At 73.8% G+C, this 18,122-nt stretch carries 16 protein-coding genes; 9 read left to right on the top strand and 7 right to left on the bottom strand.

What is annotated here, in order from left to right:
• Positions 1-47 precede the first annotated feature (47 nt).
• The 6 genes from ABWK59_RS24465 to ABWK59_RS24440 all read left to right on the top strand — a co-directional run bounded on the left by ABWK59_RS24465 (position 48) and on the right by ABWK59_RS24440 (position 5,376).
• Positions 48-1,214, top strand: a complete 1,167-nt coding sequence (locus tag ABWK59_RS24465; protein ID WP_354642757.1) for an ABC transporter substrate-binding protein — start codon at positions 48-50, stop codon at positions 1,212-1,214.
• Positions 1,215-1,222: 8 nt separating this feature from the next.
• Positions 1,223-2,197, top strand: coding sequence for an ABC transporter permease (locus ABWK59_RS24460; protein ID WP_354642756.1), 975 nt, complete (start codon positions 1,223-1,225; stop codon positions 2,195-2,197).
• Positions 2,185-3,006 (top strand): ABC transporter permease, encoded by an 822-nt coding sequence (locus tag ABWK59_RS24455; RefSeq protein WP_354642755.1) that lies wholly within the window; start codon positions 2,185-2,187, stop codon positions 3,004-3,006. The genes ABWK59_RS24460 and ABWK59_RS24455 overlap by 13 nt, the downstream gene beginning before the upstream one ends.
• A gap of 183 nt (positions 3,007-3,189) precedes the next feature.
• Complete coding sequence (locus ABWK59_RS24450) at positions 3,190-4,257, top strand: ABC transporter ATP-binding protein (protein WP_354642754.1); 1,068 nt, start codon at positions 3,190-3,192, stop codon at positions 4,255-4,257.
• Positions 4,258-4,402: 145 nt separating this feature from the next.
• Positions 4,403-5,056, top strand: a complete 654-nt coding sequence (locus ABWK59_RS24445; RefSeq protein ID WP_354642753.1) for an HAD family hydrolase — start codon at positions 4,403-4,405, stop codon at positions 5,054-5,056.
• The gene (locus ABWK59_RS24440; protein WP_354642752.1) at positions 5,056-5,376 is read left to right on the top strand and encodes a DMT family transporter; all 321 of its coding nucleotides are present in this window, start codon (positions 5,056-5,058) and stop codon (positions 5,374-5,376) included. Before ABWK59_RS24445 ends, ABWK59_RS24440 begins: the two co-directional genes overlap by 1 nt.
• A gap of 188 nt (positions 5,377-5,564) precedes the next feature.
• Here the strand turns inward: ABWK59_RS24440 and ABWK59_RS24435 are convergent, their stop codons facing one another.
• From ABWK59_RS24435 to ABWK59_RS24425, 3 genes are all read right to left on the bottom strand, one after another.
• Complete coding sequence (locus ABWK59_RS24435; RefSeq protein WP_354642751.1) at positions 5,565-6,233, bottom strand: phosphonatase-like hydrolase; 669 nt, start codon at positions 6,231-6,233, stop codon at positions 5,565-5,567.
• A 20-nt stretch (positions 6,234-6,253) separates the two neighbouring features.
• The gene (locus ABWK59_RS24430; protein ID WP_354642750.1) at positions 6,254-7,375 is read right to left on the bottom strand and encodes a TIGR03364 family FAD-dependent oxidoreductase; all 1,122 of its coding nucleotides are present in this window, start codon (positions 7,373-7,375) and stop codon (positions 6,254-6,256) included.
• 126 nt (positions 7,376-7,501) lie between these two features.
• Positions 7,502-8,119 carry a phosphatase PAP2 family protein gene (locus tag ABWK59_RS24425; RefSeq protein WP_354642749.1) on the bottom strand — a complete coding sequence of 206 codons (618 nt, stop codon included), beginning with the start codon at positions 8,117-8,119 and terminating at the stop codon, positions 7,502-7,504.
• Between the two features lie 179 nt (positions 8,120-8,298).
• Here ABWK59_RS24425 and ABWK59_RS24420 point away from each other — a divergent pair, with 179 nt between their 5' ends.
• Positions 8,299-9,660, top strand: coding sequence for a GAF domain-containing protein (locus tag ABWK59_RS24420; RefSeq protein WP_354642748.1), 1,362 nt, complete (start codon positions 8,299-8,301; stop codon positions 9,658-9,660).
• On the opposite strand, the gene ABWK59_RS24415 is transcribed toward ABWK59_RS24420, so the two are convergent.
• Complete coding sequence (locus tag ABWK59_RS24415) at positions 9,630-10,124, bottom strand: SsgA family sporulation/cell division regulator (RefSeq protein WP_354642747.1); 495 nt, start codon at positions 10,122-10,124, stop codon at positions 9,630-9,632. The genes ABWK59_RS24420 and ABWK59_RS24415 overlap by 31 nt on opposite strands.
• 288 nt (positions 10,125-10,412) lie before the next feature.
• Between ABWK59_RS24415 and ABWK59_RS24410 the strand changes: the two genes are divergently transcribed.
• A complete protein-coding gene (locus ABWK59_RS24410; RefSeq protein ID WP_354642746.1) occupies positions 10,413-11,411 on the top strand; it encodes a hypothetical protein in 999 nt (332 codons plus the stop codon).
• 31 nt (positions 11,412-11,442) lie between these two features.
• Here ABWK59_RS24410 and pepN read toward each other — a convergent pair whose 3' ends face one another.
• Entirely contained in the window at positions 11,443-13,926 is a 2,484-nt protein-coding gene (gene pepN, locus ABWK59_RS24405; RefSeq protein ID WP_354642745.1) for an aminopeptidase N, read from the bottom strand.
• Positions 13,927-14,072: 146 nt separating this feature from the next.
• On the opposite strand from pepN, the gene ABWK59_RS24400 reads away from it, so the two are divergent.
• The gene (locus ABWK59_RS24400) at positions 14,073-15,224 is read left to right on the top strand and encodes a TerD family protein (protein WP_354645093.1); all 1,152 of its coding nucleotides are present in this window, start codon (positions 14,073-14,075) and stop codon (positions 15,222-15,224) included.
• Positions 15,225-15,398: 174 nt separating this feature from the next.
• On the opposite strand, the gene ABWK59_RS24395 is transcribed toward ABWK59_RS24400, so the two are convergent.
• Together ABWK59_RS24395 and pruA are read right to left on the bottom strand one after the other, a co-directional pair.
• Positions 15,399-16,328 (bottom strand): proline dehydrogenase family protein, encoded by a 930-nt coding sequence (locus tag ABWK59_RS24395; RefSeq protein ID WP_354642744.1) that lies wholly within the window; start codon positions 16,326-16,328, stop codon positions 15,399-15,401.
• A 90-nt stretch (positions 16,329-16,418) separates the two neighbouring features.
• Positions 16,419-18,047 carry an L-glutamate gamma-semialdehyde dehydrogenase gene (pruA, locus tag ABWK59_RS24390; protein ID WP_354642743.1) on the bottom strand — a complete coding sequence of 543 codons (1,629 nt, stop codon included), beginning with the start codon at positions 18,045-18,047 and terminating at the stop codon, positions 16,419-16,421.
• Between the last annotated feature and the right edge of the window lie 75 nt (positions 18,048-18,122).

The raw sequence follows: 18,122 nt of genomic DNA, 5'->3' as shown, positions 1-18,122 counted from the left end.
CATCGCCCCCGCGGCCACCGACCGCACCTCTTCCAGGAGAACCACCCGTGACCGTGCACCGCTCTCGTGCCGCCGCCCTCGCGGCCGTACTGACCGCCGCCGCGCTCTCCCTCTCCGCCTGCGGGTCCGCGGGCTCGACCGGTTCCTCCGGTGACGCCAAGGCGGGTGCCAAGGACGCCAAGGAGGCCACCTCGGCGGCCGACTTCGGCGGGATGGACGCGCTGGTCGCCGCCGCGAAGAAGGAGGGCAAGCTGCACGTCATCACCCTCCCCCGCGACTGGGCGAACTACGGCAAGCTCCTCGACGGTTTCAAGGCCAAGTACGGCATCGAGATCGAGGAGGAGAACCCGGACGGCTCCAGCCAGGACGAGATCAACGCGATCACCTCCCGCAAGGGCCAGGACCGTGCCCCCGACGTGGTGGACCTGGGCAGCGCCTTCGCCCTGCAGGCGGCCAAGGACGGCCTGCTCGCCCCGTACAAGGTGACCGCCTTCGACAAGATCGCGGAGAGCATGAAGGACCCGGCGGGCCTGCGGGTCAACGACTACGGCGGCTACATCTCGATCGGCTGCGACGCCAAGAAGATCGCGGCCTGCCCGAAGACCTTCGCCGACCTGCTGAAGCCCGAGTACAAGGGCAAGGTCGCGCTGAACGGCAACCCGACCAAGTCCGGCTCGGCGTTCGGCGGCGTGTACGCGGCCGCGCTGGCCAACGGCGGTTCGCTGGACAACATCCAGCCCGGCATCGACTTCTTCGCCAAGCTGAAGCAGTCCGGCAACTTCAACCCGGTCGAGTCCACCCCGGCCACCATCGAGAAGGGCGAGACCCCGATCTCGATCGACTGGTCGTACCTGAACGCCGGCTACACCGACCAGTTCAAGCCGAAGGGCATCGACTGGCAGGTCGCCATCCCGGTCGACGGCTCCTACGCCCAGTACTACAACCAGGCCGTCAACAAGTGGGCCCCGCACCCGGCGGCCGCCCGCCTGTGGCAGGAGTACCTGTTCAGCGCCGAGGGCCAGAACCTCTACATGGGCGGCTACGCCACCCCCGCGCTGTTCGACGCCATGAAGAAGGACAACACCCTGGACGCCGCCGCGGCCGCCAAGCTGCCGGTCGTCGAGAAGCCGTTCACCACCTTCCCGTCCCAGGACCAGATCACGGCGGCCAAGAAGGTCGTGACCGAGAACTGGACCAAGGCGATCGCGGGCTGATCGACGACATGACTACGGCTCCCACCCCGGTGCCGACCCCGGCCGCCACTGACCCCAGTGGCGGCCCGGGGCCGTCCGGCACCGCGCACCCCCACCGCACCGCCCCCTCCGGCCACCGGGCCGCCGGCCGCCGGCGGATCCCGGTCAGCGGCTCCTGGCTCGCGGTCCTGCCGCTGCTGGCCTTCTTCCTGATCGCCTTCGGCCTGCCGGCCGTGGCCATCGTCAGCGGCGCGTTCACCACCTCCTCCGGCGGCGACGTCCCGGCCGGGCGGTTCACCACCGACAACGTCCGGGACTCGGTCCAGGGCGCCTACTGGACGGCCCTGCTGAGCAGCGTCAAGCTCTCCGCGCTGACCGCCCTGCTCGGCACCGTCCTCGGCCTGCCGATCGCCCAGGCGGTGGTCACCTCCCGGTTCACCGCGCTGCGCGAGGCCGTGCTGACCGCCTCCGGCGTGCTCGCCAACTTCGGCGGCCTGCCGCTGGCCTTCGCCTTCGTGGCCACCCTGGGCAACGCCGGCGAGATCACCAAGCTGTTCCACCTCACCGACCACGGCTGGTCGCTGTACTCCTTCACCGGCCTCACCATCGTGTACCTGTACTTCCTGGTGCCGCTGATGGTGCTGACCATCACCCCGGCCCTGGACGGCCTGCGCACCCAGTGGCGCGAGGCGGCCGCCAACAACCGGGCCACCGCCCTGCAGTACTGGCGGCACGTCGCCCTGCCGATCCTGCTGCCCTCGCTGCTCGGCGGCTACGTCCTGCTGTTCGGCAGCGCCTTCGCCGCGTACGCCACCGCCGCCGCGATGGTCGGCGCCACCGTGCCGCTGATCAGCCGGTCGATCGCCGACGCGCTCTCCGGCAACGTGCTGGTCGGCCAGGGCAACCTCGCCCTCGCGCTCAGCCTCGACATGATCCTGGTCGCCGTCCTGGTGATGGCGGTCTACCTGCCCCTGCAGCGCCGGAGTGCCCGATGGCTCAGCTGATCTCCCGCCTGCGCCTGTGGCGCGGACTCGTCCTGCTGCTGGCCGGCGTGTACTTCCTGGTGCCGATGGGCGCCTCGGTCTGGTTCTCGGTGGCCGCCCCGGACGGCGGCGTCGACCTCGCCGCGTACACCGGACTGCTCTCCGCCCCCGGCTTCACGGACAGCCTGGTGCTCACCCTGGAACTGGCCGGCGTCACCGTCGCCGTGCTGCTGCTCCTGCTGGTGCCCGCGCTGATCGCCGTCCGCCTCGGCTCGCCCCGGCTGCGGCCGGTGCTGGAGGTGGTCTGCACCCTGCCCCTGGTGGTCCCGCCGGTGGCGCTGACCGCCGGGCTGATCGGCGTGCTGCGCTGGGGCCCGGACTACCTGATGGACACCCCGTTCTTCCAGACAGTCGTGTTCGTCCAGGACCCGAAGTTCCCGCTGGTGCTGGTCATCGCCTACGTGCTGATGTCGCTGCCGCTGGCGTACCGGGCGCTGGACGCCGGCCTGCGGGCGGTGGACGTGCGCACCCTGGTCGAGGCCGCCCGCAGCTGCGGCGCGAGCTGGCCCCGGGCCGTGGTCTCGGTGGTCCTGCCCAACCTGCGCGGCGCGCTGCTGAACGCCTCCTTCCTCACCCTGGCCCTGGTGCTCGGCGAGTTCACCGCCGCCTCGATCCTCGGCTACCAGCCCTTCGCGGTGTGGATCTACACGGTCGGCAACAGCCAGGCCCAGATGTCCGTCGCGGTCTCGGTGCTCAGCCTGCTGATCACCTGGGTGCTGCTGCTCCTGCTGGCCGCCGCCGGCCGCGAGCGCCGAGGGACCCTCCGATAACCGGGGGCGGCGTCGCAACGCCGGGGCACGCACCTCGCCACGTTGTCGTCGGTCGCCGCAGCTCCGCTGCTACTCCCTTCTCCGCCTTGCGATGCACGCACCCCGGCGCCGCTCCTTCATCCACCCCCCGGTTACCGGAGGGTCCACGCCAACCCACACCTGATCCCCTCCGCGGAGAACCCCATGAGCACCGCCACCCTCGACAAGACCACCACCGGCAGCGCCACCGTCGAGTTCCGCGCGCTGCGCCGGACCTTCGGCGCCACCACCGCGCTGGACGGCCTCGACCTGACCGTCCGTCCCGGCGAGCTGCTGGCCCTGCTGGGCCCGTCCGGCTGCGGCAAGACCACCGCCCTGCGGATCCTGGCCGGCTTCGAGACCCACGACAGCGGCCAGGTCCTGGTCGACGGCGAGGACATCACCCGGATCCCGGCCCACCGCCGCGACGCCGGCATGGTCTTCCAGTCGTACAGCCTCTTCCCGCACCTCACCGCCGCCGACAACGTCGCCTTCGGCCTGCGGATGCGCGGCACCGGCAAGGCCGAGCGCCGTCGCCGCGCCCAGGAGCTGCTGGAGCTGGTCGGCCTGCCCCAGCACGCCGACCGCTACCCGCACCAGATGTCCGGCGGCCAGCAGCAGCGCATCGCCCTCGCCCGGGCGCTGGCCCTGCAGCCGCGCGTCCTGCTGCTGGACGAGCCGCTGTCCGCGCTGGACGCCAAGGTCCGGCTCAACCTCCGCGAGGAGATCCGCCGCCTCCAGCAGGAACTCGGCATCACCACCCTGTTCGTGACCCACGACCAGGAGGAGGCGCTGTCCATGGCCGACCGGGTCGCGGTGCTGCGGGCCGGGCGGCTTGAGCAGTGCGCCACGCCCTCCGAGCTGTACGCCCGGCCGGCCACCGCGTTCGTGGCGGAGTTCGTCGGCACCATGAGCCGCATCCCGTGCGAGCGGGCCGGGGACGGCGTGGAGGTGCTCGGACGCCGGCACGAGGTGGACGGCACCCTGCCGGCCGACGGCGCGCTGCAGGTCCTGGTGCGGCCGGAGAACGTCGGGCTGACCCCGGCCGCGGACGGCGGGGCGCTGGTCGTCTCCGCCTCCTTCCTCGGCGCGGTCACCCGGCTCACCGTCCGCCTCGCCGACGGCACCGAGATCAAGGCCGACCTGCCCACCGAGGAGGCCGCCACCCTCCCCGTCGGCAGCACCGCCCACCTCGCCCTGCCGCCCCGCCCCCTCCTCGTCGACCGCCGCTGACACCGCGGGCGGGCCCTCAGGGGCGTGGGACCCGCGCGGAACGGACGGCCCCCCGCGGCCGGCCGCGACGAGCGCGCGTCCCCGCCCCCGTCCACATCCCGGCCTGCGTCCAGCCTCCCCTGCACCGACTCCGTAAGGTACCGCCATGCCTGACTCCCCCGCCGCCGTCCTGTTCGACATGGACGGCACCCTGGTCGACACCGAGCACCTCTGGTGGGAGGCCACCGCCGAGCTCGCCGCCGAACTCGGCCACGCCCTCTCCGATGCCGACCTCCCCGAGGTCCTCGGCCGGGCCGTCGAACACACCGCCGCGCACCTGCACCGCACCACCGGCACCGAGCTGGCCGAGTCCCTGCTCGCCGAGCGCCTCAACGAGGCGTTCTCCATCCGGGTCGCCGCCGAGGTGGTCCCCCGCCCGGGCGCCCTGGAACTGCTGGCCGAGCTGCGGGCCGCCGCCGTACCGACCGCGCTGGTCTCCGCCTCGCCGCGCCGGGTGGTGGACCTGGTGCTGGGCCGGATCGGCACCGACTGGTTCACCCTCACCCTGGCCGCCGAGGACACCGACCGCACCAAGCCCGACCCGGCGCCCTACCTGGCCGCCGCCGCCCGGCTCGGCCTCGACCCGGCGGCCTGCGTGGCGGTGGAGGACACCCCGACCGGGGTCGCCTCCGCCCACGCGGCGGGCTGCGCGGTGCTGGCCGTGCCCTCCACCGTGCCGATCGCCGCCGCCGACCGGATCACCCTGCTGGCCAGCCTGGAGCAGGCCGACCTCGCCCTCCTCGCCGGCCTCACCGCCTGATGCCGTACCTGCTGCTCACCCTCGCCATCGCCAGCGAGGTCTGCGCCACCAGCCTGCTGAAGCTGACCGACGGCTTCAGCAGGCTCTGGCCGTCCCTGGGCGTGGCCCTGGGCTACGTCATCTCCTTCTACCTGCTCGGGCGGGCCCTCAAGCACGTCCCCGTCTCCATCGCCTACGCGGTCTGGTCCGGCGTCGGCACCGCCGCCGTGGCCGGCATCGGCGCCGTCCTCTTCGGCGAGTCCCTCGGCCGCGCCCAGTGGCTCGGCATCCTCCTGATCATCGCCGGCGTCGTCGTCCTCAACCTCCGCGGCAGCCACTGAAACACCCCCGAAGGCCCCGACCCACCCGGGCCGGGGCCTTCAGCGAGAGCGGGCGCCCCTCAGGGGCGCGTAGGGGCACCTCCCGGCCGAAGGCTGGGGGGAGAACTGCGCGACCAACCACCACCGCACAGCCAGATCGCGGCACGCGCAAAAACCACACCCGTGCGAGCGACCACCAGCCTTGTCACTCAGAGGAACACGCCCGGCAACTCCCCGATCCCCCCCAGCACATGGGTGGCCCCGTCCGCGCGGAGCCGCTCCTCGTCGTGGGCGCCGGTGAGGACGCCCGCCACCACCGCGGCCCCGGCCCGGGTGCCGGTCAGCATGTCGTACCCGGTGTCCCCCGCGACCGCGATCTGCCGGACGGACTCCGTCCCGGTCCGCAGCAGTGCGGTCAGGGCCAGGTCCGGGTACGGCCGCCCGCGTCCGGCGTCCGCCGGGCAGAGCGACAGGTCGGCGATGTCCTGCCATCCGAGGGCGGCGAGGATGCGGTCCTGGGTGGCGCGGGAGAAGCCGGTGGTGAGGACCACCCGGCGGCCGTCGGTCCGCAGCCGTTCGATGGTCTCCGCGGCGCCGGGCAGCGCCGCGCAGTGCCCGTCCTCGACCAGGTCGTGGTAGGCGGCCTCGAAGGCGAGGTTGGCCCGCTGGGCCGCGGCCTCCTCGCCGAACAGGTGCCGGAAGACGGAGATCTTGGACTCCCCCATGGTGGCCCGGACGTGGGCCAGCATGCGGGCGTGCTCGGCTCCGCCGGGTTCGACGCCGAGCGTCCGGGCGGCGGCCTCGAAGGCCCGCTCGACCAGGCCGTCGTCGGCCACGGTGGTGCCGGCCATGTCCAGCACGACGAGTCGGATGTCCATACGGTGCTCCTTGGGGCGGGTCAGAGGCCGGCGAGGTCGGCGGTGGTCTCGGCGATGGCGGGCGAGCAGGTCATGCCGCGGCCGCCGGGGCCGGTGACCAGCCAGACGCCGTCGCGGACCCGTTCGCGGTGGACCACCCGGGTGGTGTCCAGGCACTGCGCGTACACCCCCGCCCAGCGGCGGCGGATCCGGGGCAGCGGTCGGCCGAGCAGGTCCTCGGCGACGGCGGTGAGGTGCTCGTACGGGTCCTCGACGACGTCGAAGCCGAACGGCTGGTCGTACTCGTGGGTGTCGCCGATGGTGAGGCCGCCGTCCCGGCGCTGGACCATGAGCAGCTGCATCCTGTGCTCGGCGGCGACCGGCGGCTGCGGCTGGGCGGCGCGCAGGGCCTCCAGGGCGGGGCCGGCGAAGGCGGGGTAGTAGCGGAAGCTGTCGCCGTCGGCGACGGAGGTGGTGAGCGGCTCGTCCAGCGGGTCGGTCTGCATCATCTGCAGCCGGACGCGGCGGACCGGCAGTTCGGGGGCGAGTTCGCGGACCAGCCCGCCGAGCCAGGCGCCGGTGCAGAGCACCACCAGGTCGCCGTGGTGCACTTGGCCGTGGTCGTCCCGGACGGCGGACTCGCCGATCACCCCGCGGACCTCGCGTCCGGGCAGGAAGGTGTAGCGGCCGGTGGCCTCCAGGTGGGCCCGCAGGGCGGGTTGGGCGACCCGGGGTTCGACGGCGGCGTCCCGGGTGCAGGCGAGGCCGCCGAGGAAGGCGCCGCGCAGGGCCGGGTTGGCCTGCCGGACCTCGGTGGGGGTGAGCAGCCGGTAGCCGCGCTCCTCGGCGTCGGGGAGTTTCAGGGCCTCCTCGGCGACGGCGAGTTCGGCCTCGGTGCGGGCCAGGGTGATCGATCCGTTGGCCCGGAAGGACAGGTCGGGCACCCGGGCGCCGATCCGCTCCCACAGGTCGCGGGCGCGCTGGGCGGTGGCGAGTTCCTCGCCGCCCGCGCGGCCGCTGACCCAGACCAGGCCGAAGTTGCGCACCGAGGCGCCGCGGGCCTCGCTCTCGCGTTCCAGGTGGACGACCTCGTGGCCGCGCTCGACGGCCTGCCAGGCGTGCATGGTGCCCAGCACGCCCGCTCCTACGACGATGACTCTCATGCGGCCAGCCTCGGGCGGCCGGGTGTCCGCCGGTGGTCCGAACGGCGGCGGGCAGGTGAACCGCCCCGGAAAGTTGTACAGCCAACCTCACTCCGGCGCGGCGGGGCGGCCACCGGGCGGGCCCGGTCAGACCAGCCCCAGCACGCCCCCGAGCGGCCCGCCGCGCCCCCGTTCCACCAGCGGCGCGGCCCGCCCGGCGGCCAGCGTGAGGGGGACGGCGACGAGCGCGCCGACCAGCGCCCCGGCGACCACGTCGTGCGGGTAGTGCACGCCGATCCACACCCGCGAGCCGGCCATCAGCAGCGCCGCCGCGAGGGCGGTCCAGCCGAGCAGCCGGTCGGTGAGCAGCAGCGCGGTGGCCGCCGCGAAGGCGATCACCGCGTGGTTGCTGGGGAAGGACCAGTCGGAGGGGGCGGGGCAGGTCTCCAGGGTGGGCCCGGCGGCGAGCTGGCGGCACGGCCGGACCTCCGCCACCACCAGCTTGAGCAGTTCGTTGACCAGGTAGGCGGCGCCGGTGACCAGCGGGACGGCGAGCGCCCGGGCCATCACCACGGCCTCGGCACCGCGCGCCCGCCACCAGCCGGCGAGCATCAGCAGGGCGAACAGCGCCAGCCCGTACGCGGACCACAGCCGCACCAGGCCGTCCAGCCAGGCGGGGGCGGCCTCGGCCCAGCCGACGACCCGGAGGTAGAGGCCCCCGTCGATGCCGCTTCCGTCGAAGGCGCAGAGAGTCACAAGGGACATCTAGGACCAGGACGCCGGGAAAGTCCCGGTATGACACACCGTCGGCCACCGTACCGCCGTAACGTTCGGCCCCGGACACCGAGAGGAATCATGCGGCCGGGTACGGAATTTTTCCGGCCGTCCGCCACGGCCCGGATCCCCGCCGTACCCTTCTGCCATCGGCGGCGAGGGGGTGGGCGGTGCAGAACGGTGATCCGGCGGCCGGCCGCCCCGCCGTCCCCGCCGCCCGGCCGGCCGAGCTGCACGAGAGGGCGATGTCCGGGGAGCCGCTGCCCACGGGGCTGCGGCCGGAGATCGGCGACTCCTGGGAGCGGCTGCGCCGGCAGGGGCTGGACCCGGACCGGGGCCGCAACGCCCGCCGGATCCCCACCGCCGAGCTGGAGCACCGCCGCCGCGACACCCGGCTGGACGAGGTGATGCCGCTGCTGCGCTCCACCCTCCTCGACGGGGACGCCGGCACCCCGCTGGTGCTGGCGGTCTCCGACGCCGAGGGCCACCTGCTCTGGATCGACGGCGGCCGCCCGCTGCTGCGCAGCGCCGACGCGCTGGGCTTCGAGCAGGGCGCGCGCTGGTCCGAGGACGAGGTGGGCACCAACGGGATCGGCCTGACGGTCCGGACCGGCAATCCGGCCCAGGTGCACACCGCCGAGCACTACCTGCGCAGCCACCACACCTGGACCTGCGTGGCCGCGCCGATCCGCGACCCGCGCACCGGACGGCTGTCCGGTGTGGTCGACCTCAGCGGCCCGGCCCACGCCGGGCGCCCGTACCTGCTGCAGCTGACGGTGACGGCGGCCCGGCTGGCCGAGACCGAGCTGCGGGCCCGGCACCTGGAGTCGCTGCACCGGCTGCGGACGGTGGCGGTGCCGCTGCTGGCCCGGTTCGGCGGGCCGGCGCTGGTGGTGGACGGGGCGGGGTGGACGGCGGCCGCGGTGGGCCTGCCCAGCGTGCCGCGGCTGAACCAGCCGACCGAGGGCTGGGGCACCGCCGCGGCGTGCTGGCTGCCGACTCTGGGCGAGTGCACGGTGGAGCCGCTGGCGGAGGGCTGGCTGATCCGCCCGGTCGGCCGGACGGACGGGCCGGTCGCGGCCGGCGAGCGGGCGGAGCAGAGCGAGGGCGCCCGGATCCGGCTGGACCTGCGCCGCGGGGACCGGCCCGAGCTGTCGGTGTCGGGGGCGGTGGGCAGTTGGTCGCACACCCCGACCCCACGGCACGCCGAGCTGTTGCTGCTGCTGGCGGTGCGGCGGGAGGGGCTGTCGGCGGCCGGGCTGGCGGAGGCGGTGTTCGGGGATGCGGCCCGGACGGTGACGGTCCGCGCCGAGTTCTCCCGGCTCCGCCGCCACCTGGGCGGGCTGCTGGCGCACCGCCCGTACCGGCTGGCCGACTCGGCGGAGGTGTCGGTCGAGGGCCCGGCGGACCCGTACGACCTGCTGCCCGGCTCCACCGCCCCGGCGGTGCGCGAGCTGCGGGCGGCGCTGGCGGCGGGTACGGCCCGGCTGCCGGGCCCGGCTCAGCCCCCGGCCAGCAGCGCGGCGAGCTGAGCGTCCGTCGGGCCGCCGAGCACCTCGGCCTCCGGCGGGACGCAGGCGTAGGTGCGCTCCAGCCAGGCCTTCACCTGCGGCCGGGAGGCCTCCAGCAGGGCGCTGCCGTGCGGGGACTCCAGCGCGATGTGCAGGGTCGAGCCGTGGCACGGGCAGTACGCGGGCCAGAGCTTGATGTCGCCCTGGCCGCTCAGTGCGGACAGCCCGTCGCGCAGCAGCTCGCGGGAGAACACCCAGTCCGCCTCGTCGAGACGCCCGACGTGGAAGGTGAGGCGCACCTCGTACGGGCGGTCGGCCTCGTACCGGAAGCGGGTGCGCACCTCACCGACCAGGTCCTGCTCCAGTGCGATCCGCAGGTCCAGGACCTCCTCGACCACCGGGGGGACGGTGGCCGGGCCGCGATCGTCGCCCGTGGGGGTGGCGGCGAGGGACTGGTCGGAGGCTGGCAGCGGGTCGAGCGGCATGGACGTTCTCTCCGGGGCGGCTGGGTTGTGCCCCAGATTGCGGCACGCCGCGTGGGCGGGCAAGAGTTGCAGAGGGTTGCAACCACCTCGTGACGCTCATCCGACGATCCGTCAACTACTCTGTACCGAGCGTCACTCGCGTCCACCGGTCCCGTTGCGGTACGGGTCTGGCGGGGAGTCGGGAGGCCGCTGGTAATCTTCCCCGATCCTCCGCTGCGGGACGGAGCAGCCGAGCCCGCACCGGGGGCCGCGCGGTGGTGGCTGGGGAGCAGACAGGAGGGGAGCCCGGTGGCGCTCCACAGGGACACCGAGACGGCGTGCGGCGCCGTCCGGTACGGGCGGCACGGCCGTCCCAGGCCGCTCGGCGGGCGCCTCAGGCTGCCCACGATCCGGTTCTCCGGAGCGGCGATGGCGATGTCCACGGTGGTCGGGATCAGTCTGGCGACCACCTGGCTGCTGACCGAGCAGCAGCAGGTCGGCCGCCGTCCGAGTGCCTCGGTGGGGGCCAGTCCACCGCTGCCCGCGCCCGATGCCGCGCCCACCGGCGCCCAGGACGTGCCGGCGGCGCACCGGTCCGGGGACGCGAGCGCGCAGCCGGCCCCGCGCCGGTCGGTGCCGCCGTCCGCCCTCGCGCCCTCGGTGCGGCCGGGCGAGCCGGCCGCCGACCGGGCGGACCGCGGCTCTCAGCCGCCGCTGCCGCCGGACGGGGTGCTGCCCGACCCGTCCGCCTCCCCGTCGTCCTCCCCCTCGCCCTCGGGCAGCCCGGGGCCCTCCACCGCGCCGGACCCGACCGGCCCGGGGAACGGGCTGGCGGTCCAGCCGCCGGTGCCGACGCCCGGCCCGAGCGGCCCGGCGGGGTCGAAGGGCGGCCAGGAGGCGCTGTACGGCTCGGTGGCGACCGAGGAGATCGGCAGTTCCGGCTCCCGGCACACCCTGGAGCTGACGGTCGGCGAGCCGATGACGGCCCTCCAGGTCGAGTTCCGGCTGCACCGGCCGCGGGTGCTGCCCGGCGCGGCGCCGTGGACGGACCTGCCGGGCGCGGTGGCCACGGTGGTCCTGGAGCGGGACGCCCTGGTGTACCGGTTCACCGTGCCGGCCACGGTGGAGGTGCCGAAGGGCCGGTACGGGTTCACCGTCGCCGGCAGCCGCCCGTGCGCGGCGGAGCGGGGGCGCCGGGCCGGCCAGGAGTCCTGGACGGCCTCGGCCTTCGCGCTGCGCACGCCGCGGGCGGTGGCCACCCGCGGCAGCTTCCCGCGGCCCGCCGCGGTACCCGCCGGCCGCCGCTGAGGGCGGGGCCGGCGGGCCACCGCCGGGCCGGTCAGCCGCGGATGTGGTGGGCCCGGCGCAGGTCGTCCAGCTCGTCGGAGAGCGCCCGCCGCTGGGTGGGCGTCAGGTCGGTGCGCTCCAGGCACTCCTCGGCGGCCCGGACGGTCTCCGCGTCGGCGTGGCCCTTGGGGAAGAGGCTGTGCCCCAGCACCCGGGCCACCGTGTCGCCCCGCCCGGCGGTGGCCGGCACCTCGGTGAAGTAGCGCCGCACGTACCCGGCGAGCAGGTCCTCGTCGCCGGAGCGCCAGAAGCCCTCGGCGGTGGCGGTGAGCAGATGGTTGGAGAGGCCGCCCTCGGTGAACAGGCGCTGCCAGGCGGCCTCCTTCTCGGCCGCGCCGGGCAGGGCGGCGCGGGCCCGGGCGGCGCCCAGCTCGGCGGTGCTGCCGGGGTCGCGCTCCAGCTCGGCGGCGATCTCGTCCTCGCCGGCCCCGCCCTTGGCGGCCAGCCGGGCCAGGGCGGCCCAGCGCAGGTCGGGGCTGAGCGGGAGGCCGGCGGGCTCCTCCCGGCCGTCCAGCCAGTCCTTCAGCCGGGCCAGCTCCTCCGGGCACTCGGCGGTCTCCACGGCGGCCCGCAGGGCGATCAGCCGCAGGCTCTGCCCCGCTCCGGGCCGCTCCAGCAGCTCCCGGGCGGCGCCCCCGACCACGCAGAGCGCGGTGGGCCGCTCGGCGGGGTCCAGGTAGCGGCCGGCCGCGTCGGTGCGGGCGAAGGTGAGGACGGCCTCGGCGGTGGCCGCCGAGGTCTCGGCGGGCAGGTGCTCGGCCACCAGCTCCAGGTAGGCGGCGGGGGCCAGCTCACCGTCCCGGACCAGGTCGCGGGCGTGCTCCCAGAGGACGGCCCGGGCCAGGTCGTCCTCGATCAGGGAGAGCGACTCCCGGACGGTCTCCCAGGAGTGCGCGTCGAGCCGGATCTTGGCCCAGGTGAGGTCGCCGTGGTTGGGCAGCAGCAGCTCGGCGCGGGTGGCGTGGTCCAGCCGCAGCGGGGTCCGGCCGCCGGGCGCCACCTCCACCGGGACGATGGCGGACAGCCGCAGCTCGGGGTCGGCGGCACCGAACGCGCCGACCTTGATCAGGTGCGGCCGGCTGCCCTCGTTGACCACCTCGGCCGAGGTGACCCGCTCGCCCTCTCGCTTCACGTCCAGCCGCAGGGTGTCGACCCCGCTGGTGCGCAGCCAGGCGTCCGCCCAGCCGCGGACGTCCCGGCCGCTGGCGTCCGCCAGCGCGTCCAGGAAGTCCTCCAGCTCGGCGTTGCCGAACCGGTGCCGGGCGAAGTAGGCGTTGATGCCGTCGAAGAAGGCGTCGTCGCCCAGCCAGGCGACCAGCTGGCGCAGCGCCGAGGCGCCCTTGGCGTAGGAGATGCCGTCGAAGTTGACCAGGGCCTCGGCGACGCTCCGGGTGCCGTTGCCGGCGATCGGGTGGGTGGAGCGGCGCTGGTCGGCGTCGTAGCCCCAGCCCTTGCGCTTGGCGGCGAAGCCGGTCCACGCGCCGGTGAACCGGGTGGACTCGGCGGCGATCCGGTAGCCGAGCATCTCGGCGAAGGACTCGTTCAGCCAGAGGTCGTCCCACCAGCGCATGGTGACCAGGTCGCCGAACCACATGTGGGCCATCTCATGGCAGATGATCATGGCCCGGAGCTCGCGGTCGGCGTCGGTGGGCGTCGAGCGGAACAGCAGCTCGTCGCGGAAGACCACGCAGCCGGGGTTCTCCATGGCGCCCCAGTTGAACTCGGGGACGAACGCCTGGTGGTACTCGCCGAACGGGTAGCGCTCGTCGAAGAGCTCGTGCAGCCGGTCCAGCGAGGCCCGGGTGACCTCCAGGATCTCGGCGGCCTCCCGGTCCAGCTCGGCGGCGAGCGAGCGGCGGCCGTGCAGCCCGAGCGGGATGCCCTCGTGCTCCGAGAAGACCGAGTGCAGCGGGCCGGCCACCACGGTGAACAGGTAGGTGCTGATCGGCCGGGTCGGCGCGAACTCCCAGCGGCCGGCGGTCCGCCCGGCCACCGCGCCGTTGGCCACCGCGGTCCACGCCTCGGGGACGGTGACGGCGAGCGTGATCGGCGCCTTGAGGTCGGGCTGGTCGAAGCAGCCGAACACCTTGGGCGCCATGTCCGGCCCGCAGGTGGCGAACAGGTACACCTCGCCGTCGGCCGGGTCGGTGAAGCGGTGCAGGCCCTCGCCGGTGCGCGAGTAGACCATGTCGGCCTCGATCAGCAGCTCGTTCTCGGCCGCGAGCGAGGGCAGCGCGAGCCGGTTGCCGTCCAGCGCGGTGACGTCGAGCGGGCGGCCGTTCAGCTCGGCCCGGCGGAGCCGGACCGGCTCCAGGTCGACGAAGCTGTCGGCGCCCGGCTCGGCGCAGCGGAACCGGATCACACTGGTGCTGCCGAACACCTCGGCGCCGCGGGTCAGGTCGAGGTCGACGGCGTACGCGTGCACGTCGAGCAGGCGGGCACGATGGACCGCTTCGGTACGTTGGAGAGCTGGCATCCCTGCATGTTTGCCGAGCTCGGGCGGGTGGGCAAGAGTCCGCGTCCACTCGCCGGGTCACGGCCCGTCAGCCGGGCCTGTTGGCTAGGGTGAGCCGCGAAGGGGCGCGATGCCCGGAGGAGAGGAGGACTCCTGTGACGACGGTCCTGACCCAGGGCGGCAACGCCCCGCTCACCGCCACCCGGGTGACGGTCGAGGTGACCGCGCCGAAGGCGCTGGACGTCTCCGGCCTGCTGCTGACCGAGGCCGGAAAGGTCCGCTCGGACGCCGACTTCGTGTTCTTCAACGCCCCCACCGGTCCCGGGGTGACGCACCGCCCGGCCGCCGGTTCCACCCCGGACGCGATCACGGTGGACACCGCCGCCGTCCCGTCCGAGATCACCAAGATCGTGGTGACCGCCAGCCTGGACGAGGCCGGCGCCACCTTCGCCGGTACCGAGCCCACCGCCACCGTGCGGGAGGCCGGCTCCGGCCGGGTGCTGGCCACCTTCACCCCGCCCCGGCTGAGCCGGGAGACCGCCCTGGTGGTGGTCGAGATCTACCGCCGCGGCTCCGAGTGGAAGGTCCGCGCGGTCGGCCAGGGCTACGCGAACGGGCTGGCCGGCATCGCCACCGACTTCGGCGTCTCGGTCGAGGAGCCTGCGGCCGGTGCCTCCGCCTCCGCCTCCGCGACGGGTTCGACCCCGCCGCCGATGCCCAACGCCGCCCCCTCCGTCGGCAAGATCACCCTGGACAAGGGACGGGTCAACCTGGTCAAGGGCGGCTCCGTCTCGCTGGAGAAGGGCGGCAAGCCGTTCCTGTCGGCGGTCCGGATGGGGCTCGGCTGGGAGCCGGCCGGCGGCCACGGCCGCAACATCGACCTGGACGCCTCCTGCATCGCCTTCGACGCGCAGCGGAAGAAGGTCGAGACGGCCTGGTTCATGAAGCTGTCGATCTTCAACGGCGCCATCGCCCACTCCGGGGACAACCTCACCGGCGAGGGCTCCGGGGACGACGAGTCGATCACCGTCCACCTGGAGGGCGTGCCGCAGGAGGTCTGCGGCCTGGTGTTCGTGGTGAACTCCTTCTCCGGCCAGAAGTTCACCGACGTCAAGAACGCCTACTGCCGCCTGCTGGACGCCGCCAGCGGCCAGGAGCTGGTCCGCTTCGACCTCACCCAGTCCGAGCCGCACACCGGCGTCGCCATGTGCAAGCTGGTCCGCCAGTTCTCCGGCGAGTGGGTGATGACCGCCCTCGGCGAGTACGTCGACGCCAAGACCGCCCGCAGCATGGTCAAGCCCGCGGCGGCCATGCTCTGACGCTCCGCTTCTGACGTAACCGCAACCACAAGGGGCGCGTGGGGACACCTCCCAGCCGCCAAGGCTGGGGGAGAACTGCGCGAATCGGAAGACGCTGACGTAGAGCCCTTCCGAACCGCGCAGTTCCCCGCGCCCCTATGGGTTACCCGGTTGCCGGGTTACCTGGTTGCGCCCTTACTTGCGGGTCGCCATCGCCCGCAGGAAGAACACCAGGTTCGCCGGGCGCTCCGCGAGCCGCCGCATGAAGTACCCGTACCACTCCTGCCCGTACGGCAGGTACACCCGCATGGTGTTGCCCTCGCCCGCCAGCCGCAGCTGCTCCTCCGGGCGGATGCCGTACAGCATCTGGTACTCGAAGCTGTCCCGGCCGCGGTTGTTCCACTCGGCCAGCTGGCCGGCGATCTTGATCATGTTCGGGTCGTGGGAGGCGATCATCGGGTAGCCCTCGCCGCCCATGAGGACCTTGAGCGCGCGGACGTACGCCAGGTCCACCTCCTGCTTGCCCTGGAAGGCGACCGACTCGGGCTCCTTGTAGGCGCCCTTGCACAGCCGGACCCGCGAGCCCTTGGTGGCGAGGTCCCGGCAGTCGGCCTCGGTGCGGCGCAGGTACGCCTGGAGGACGACGCCCAGCCACGGGAAGTCCTCGCGCAGCTCACGGGCGATCGACAGGGTCGAGTCCGTGGTGGTGTGGTCCTCCATGTCCAGGGTGACCGTGGTGCCCGCGTCGGCGGCGGCCTGGCAGATCCGCCGGGCGTTCTCCAGGGCGATCTTCTCGCCGTCCACCGGCAGGAACTGGCCGACCGCGGAGAGCTTGACCGAGACCTCGGCACTGGCGGCGAGGCCGGTCTCCTTGAGGGCGGTCAGCAGGTGCTCGTAGGCCAGGGCGGTGTCGGCGGCCTGGGCGGCGTCCCGGGTGTCCTCGCCGAGGTGGTCCAGGGTGACCGTGCGGCCGGTGGCCACCAGCTCGTCGGTGGCGGCGACGGCCTGTTCGAGGCGCTCGCCGGCGACGAAGCGCTCGACTATGGCGTGGGTCGGGGGGAACTTCTCGACCACGGTGCGGACCTGCGGGGAGCGCGAGGCGGCGAGGAGGGCGGAACGGAGCATCGTGGACTCCTGGAGCGGGGTCTTCGGGGGTGGTGGAGGAGGGAGGGGCGGCGGCCCGAGGGTGGAGGCCGCCGCCCCGGTGAGGAGAGGTCAGCCCATGTGCGGGTAGCGGTAGTCCGTCGGCGGGACGAACGTCTCCTTGATGGACCGGGTGGAGGTCCAGCGCATCAGGTTCTGCTTGGCGCCGGCCTTGTCGTTGGTGCCGGAGGCCCGGCCGCCGCCGAAGGGCTGCTGGCCGACGACGGCGCCGGTCGGCTTGTCGTTGATGTAGAAGTTGCCGGCCGCGTGGCGCAGGACGTGCAGGGCGTGCTGCACGGCCTCGCGGTCCTGGGCGATGATCGAGCCGGTCAGGCCGTACGAGGACACCGACTCCATCTGCGCGAGCATCTCGTCGTACTTCTCGTCCTGGTAGACGTACACGGCCAGGATCGGTCCGAAGTACTCGTCGCGGAAGTACTCGCTCGCCGGGTCCTCGCAGACCAGCACGGTCGGGCGGACGAAGTAGCCGACCGAGTCGTCGTAGCTGCCGCCGGCCAGGATCTCGACCTTCGGGTCGGCCTGGGCGCGGTCGATGGCGGCCTTGTTCTTGGCGAAGGAGCGCTCGTCGATCACGGCGCCCATGAAGTTGGCCAGGTCGGTGACGTCGCCCATGGTGAGCCACTCGACCTCGTCGCGGAACTCGTCCTTGAGCTCGGCCCAGATCGACGCCGGGACGTAGGCGCGGGACAGGGCCGAACACTTCTGGCCCTGGAACTCGAAGGCGCCGCGGGTCATCGCGGTCTTCAGCACGGCCTTGTTGGCGGACGGGTGGGCGACCAGGAAGTCCTTGCCGCCGGTCTCGCCGACGATCCGCGGGTAGGTGCGGTAGCCGGAGATGTTGGTGCCGACCTCGCGCCACAGGTGCTGGAAGGTGGCGGTGGAGCCGGTGAAGTGGATGCCGGCCAGGTCCGGGTGCTTGAGGGCGACCTCGGAGACGGCCAGGCCGTCGCCGGTGACCATGTTGATGACGCCCTTGGGCAGGCCGGCGGCCTCCAGCAGCTGCATCAGGTAGTGCGCGGCGAACTGCTGGGTCGGGGACGGCTTCCAGATCACCACGTTGCCCATCAGCGCCGGGGCGGTCGGCAGGTTGCCGGCGATGGCGGTGAAGTTGAACGGGGTGATCGCGTAGACGAAGCCCTCCAGCGGGCGGTGGTCGCTGCGGTTCCACACGCCGTCCGAGGAGATCGGCTGCTCGGCGATGATCTGCCGGGCGAAGTGCACGTTGAAGCGCAGGAAGTCGACCAGCTCGCAGGGGGTGTCGATCTCGGCCTGCTGGGCGGTCTTGGACTGGCCGAGCATGGTGGCGGCGGCCAGGGTCTCGCGCCAGGGGCCGGCCAGCAGGTCGGCGGCGCGCAGGAAGATCGCGGCACGGGAGTCGAAGGAGAGCGCCTGCCAGGCCGGGGCAGCGGCCAGGGCGGTGTCGATGGCGTCGCGCGCGTCGTCCTGGGTGGCGTTGCGCAGCGTACCGAGCCGAGCCGCGTGGTTGTGCGGCTGGACGACGTGGATCTCGGCGCCGCCGCCCATGCGGTGCTCACCGTTGATCGTCATGGTCAGCTGGAGCGGCTCCTGGCCTCCCAGCTCCTTCAGCTTGGCCTCCAGGCGGGCCCGTTCCGGGCTGCCGGGGGCGTAGCTGTGGACCGGCTCGTTCACCGGCGCGGGGACCTGGGTCACAGCATCCATGGCGCACGCTCTCCTTCTCGTCATGGGAAGCCGGTGAGGGTCACACGCCGGCCATGGAGAAACGGTATTCCCGCC

Origin of the sequence: Kitasatospora sp. HUAS MG31, assembly GCF_040571325.1 — a bacterium.
Classification (GTDB): domain Bacteria; phylum Actinomycetota; class Actinomycetes; order Streptomycetales; family Streptomycetaceae; genus Kitasatospora; species Kitasatospora camelliae.
The sequence above is the reverse complement of the archived record's forward strand: the minus strand, read 5'-3'. Positions and strand labels throughout refer to the sequence as shown.

Bases quoted from the DNA above. Each gene is read 5' to 3' on its own strand.
- pepN (WP_354642745.1), bottom strand. From the start codon at position 13,926: ATGCCAGCTCTCCAACGTACCGAAGCGGTCCATCGTGCCCGCCTGCTC.
- ABWK59_RS24425 (WP_354642749.1), bottom strand. From the start codon at position 8,119: ATGTCCCTTGTGACTCTCTGCGCCTTCGACGGAAGCGGCATCGACGGG.
- ABWK59_RS24460 (WP_354642756.1), top strand. From the start codon at position 1,223: ATGACTACGGCTCCCACCCCGGTGCCGACCCCGGCCGCCACTGACCCC.
- ABWK59_RS24455 (WP_354642755.1), top strand. From the start codon at position 2,185: ATGGCTCAGCTGATCTCCCGCCTGCGCCTGTGGCGCGGACTCGTCCTG.
- ABWK59_RS24440 (WP_354642752.1), top strand. From the start codon at position 5,056: ATGCCGTACCTGCTGCTCACCCTCGCCATCGCCAGCGAGGTCTGCGCC.
- ABWK59_RS24445 (WP_354642753.1), top strand. From the start codon at position 4,403: ATGCCTGACTCCCCCGCCGCCGTCCTGTTCGACATGGACGGCACCCTG.
- pruA (WP_354642743.1), bottom strand. From the start codon at position 18,047: ATGGATGCTGTGACCCAGGTCCCCGCGCCGGTGAACGAGCCGGTCCAC.
- ABWK59_RS24395 (WP_354642744.1), bottom strand. From the start codon at position 16,328: ATGCTCCGTTCCGCCCTCCTCGCCGCCTCGCGCTCCCCGCAGGTCCGC.
- ABWK59_RS24450 (WP_354642754.1), top strand. From the start codon at position 3,190: ATGAGCACCGCCACCCTCGACAAGACCACCACCGGCAGCGCCACCGTC.
- ABWK59_RS24435 (WP_354642751.1), bottom strand. From the start codon at position 6,233: ATGGACATCCGACTCGTCGTGCTGGACATGGCCGGCACCACCGTGGCC.
- ABWK59_RS24430 (WP_354642750.1), bottom strand. From the start codon at position 7,375: ATGAGAGTCATCGTCGTAGGAGCGGGCGTGCTGGGCACCATGCACGCC.
- ABWK59_RS24415 (WP_354642747.1), bottom strand. From the start codon at position 10,124: ATGCCGCTCGACCCGCTGCCAGCCTCCGACCAGTCCCTCGCCGCCACC.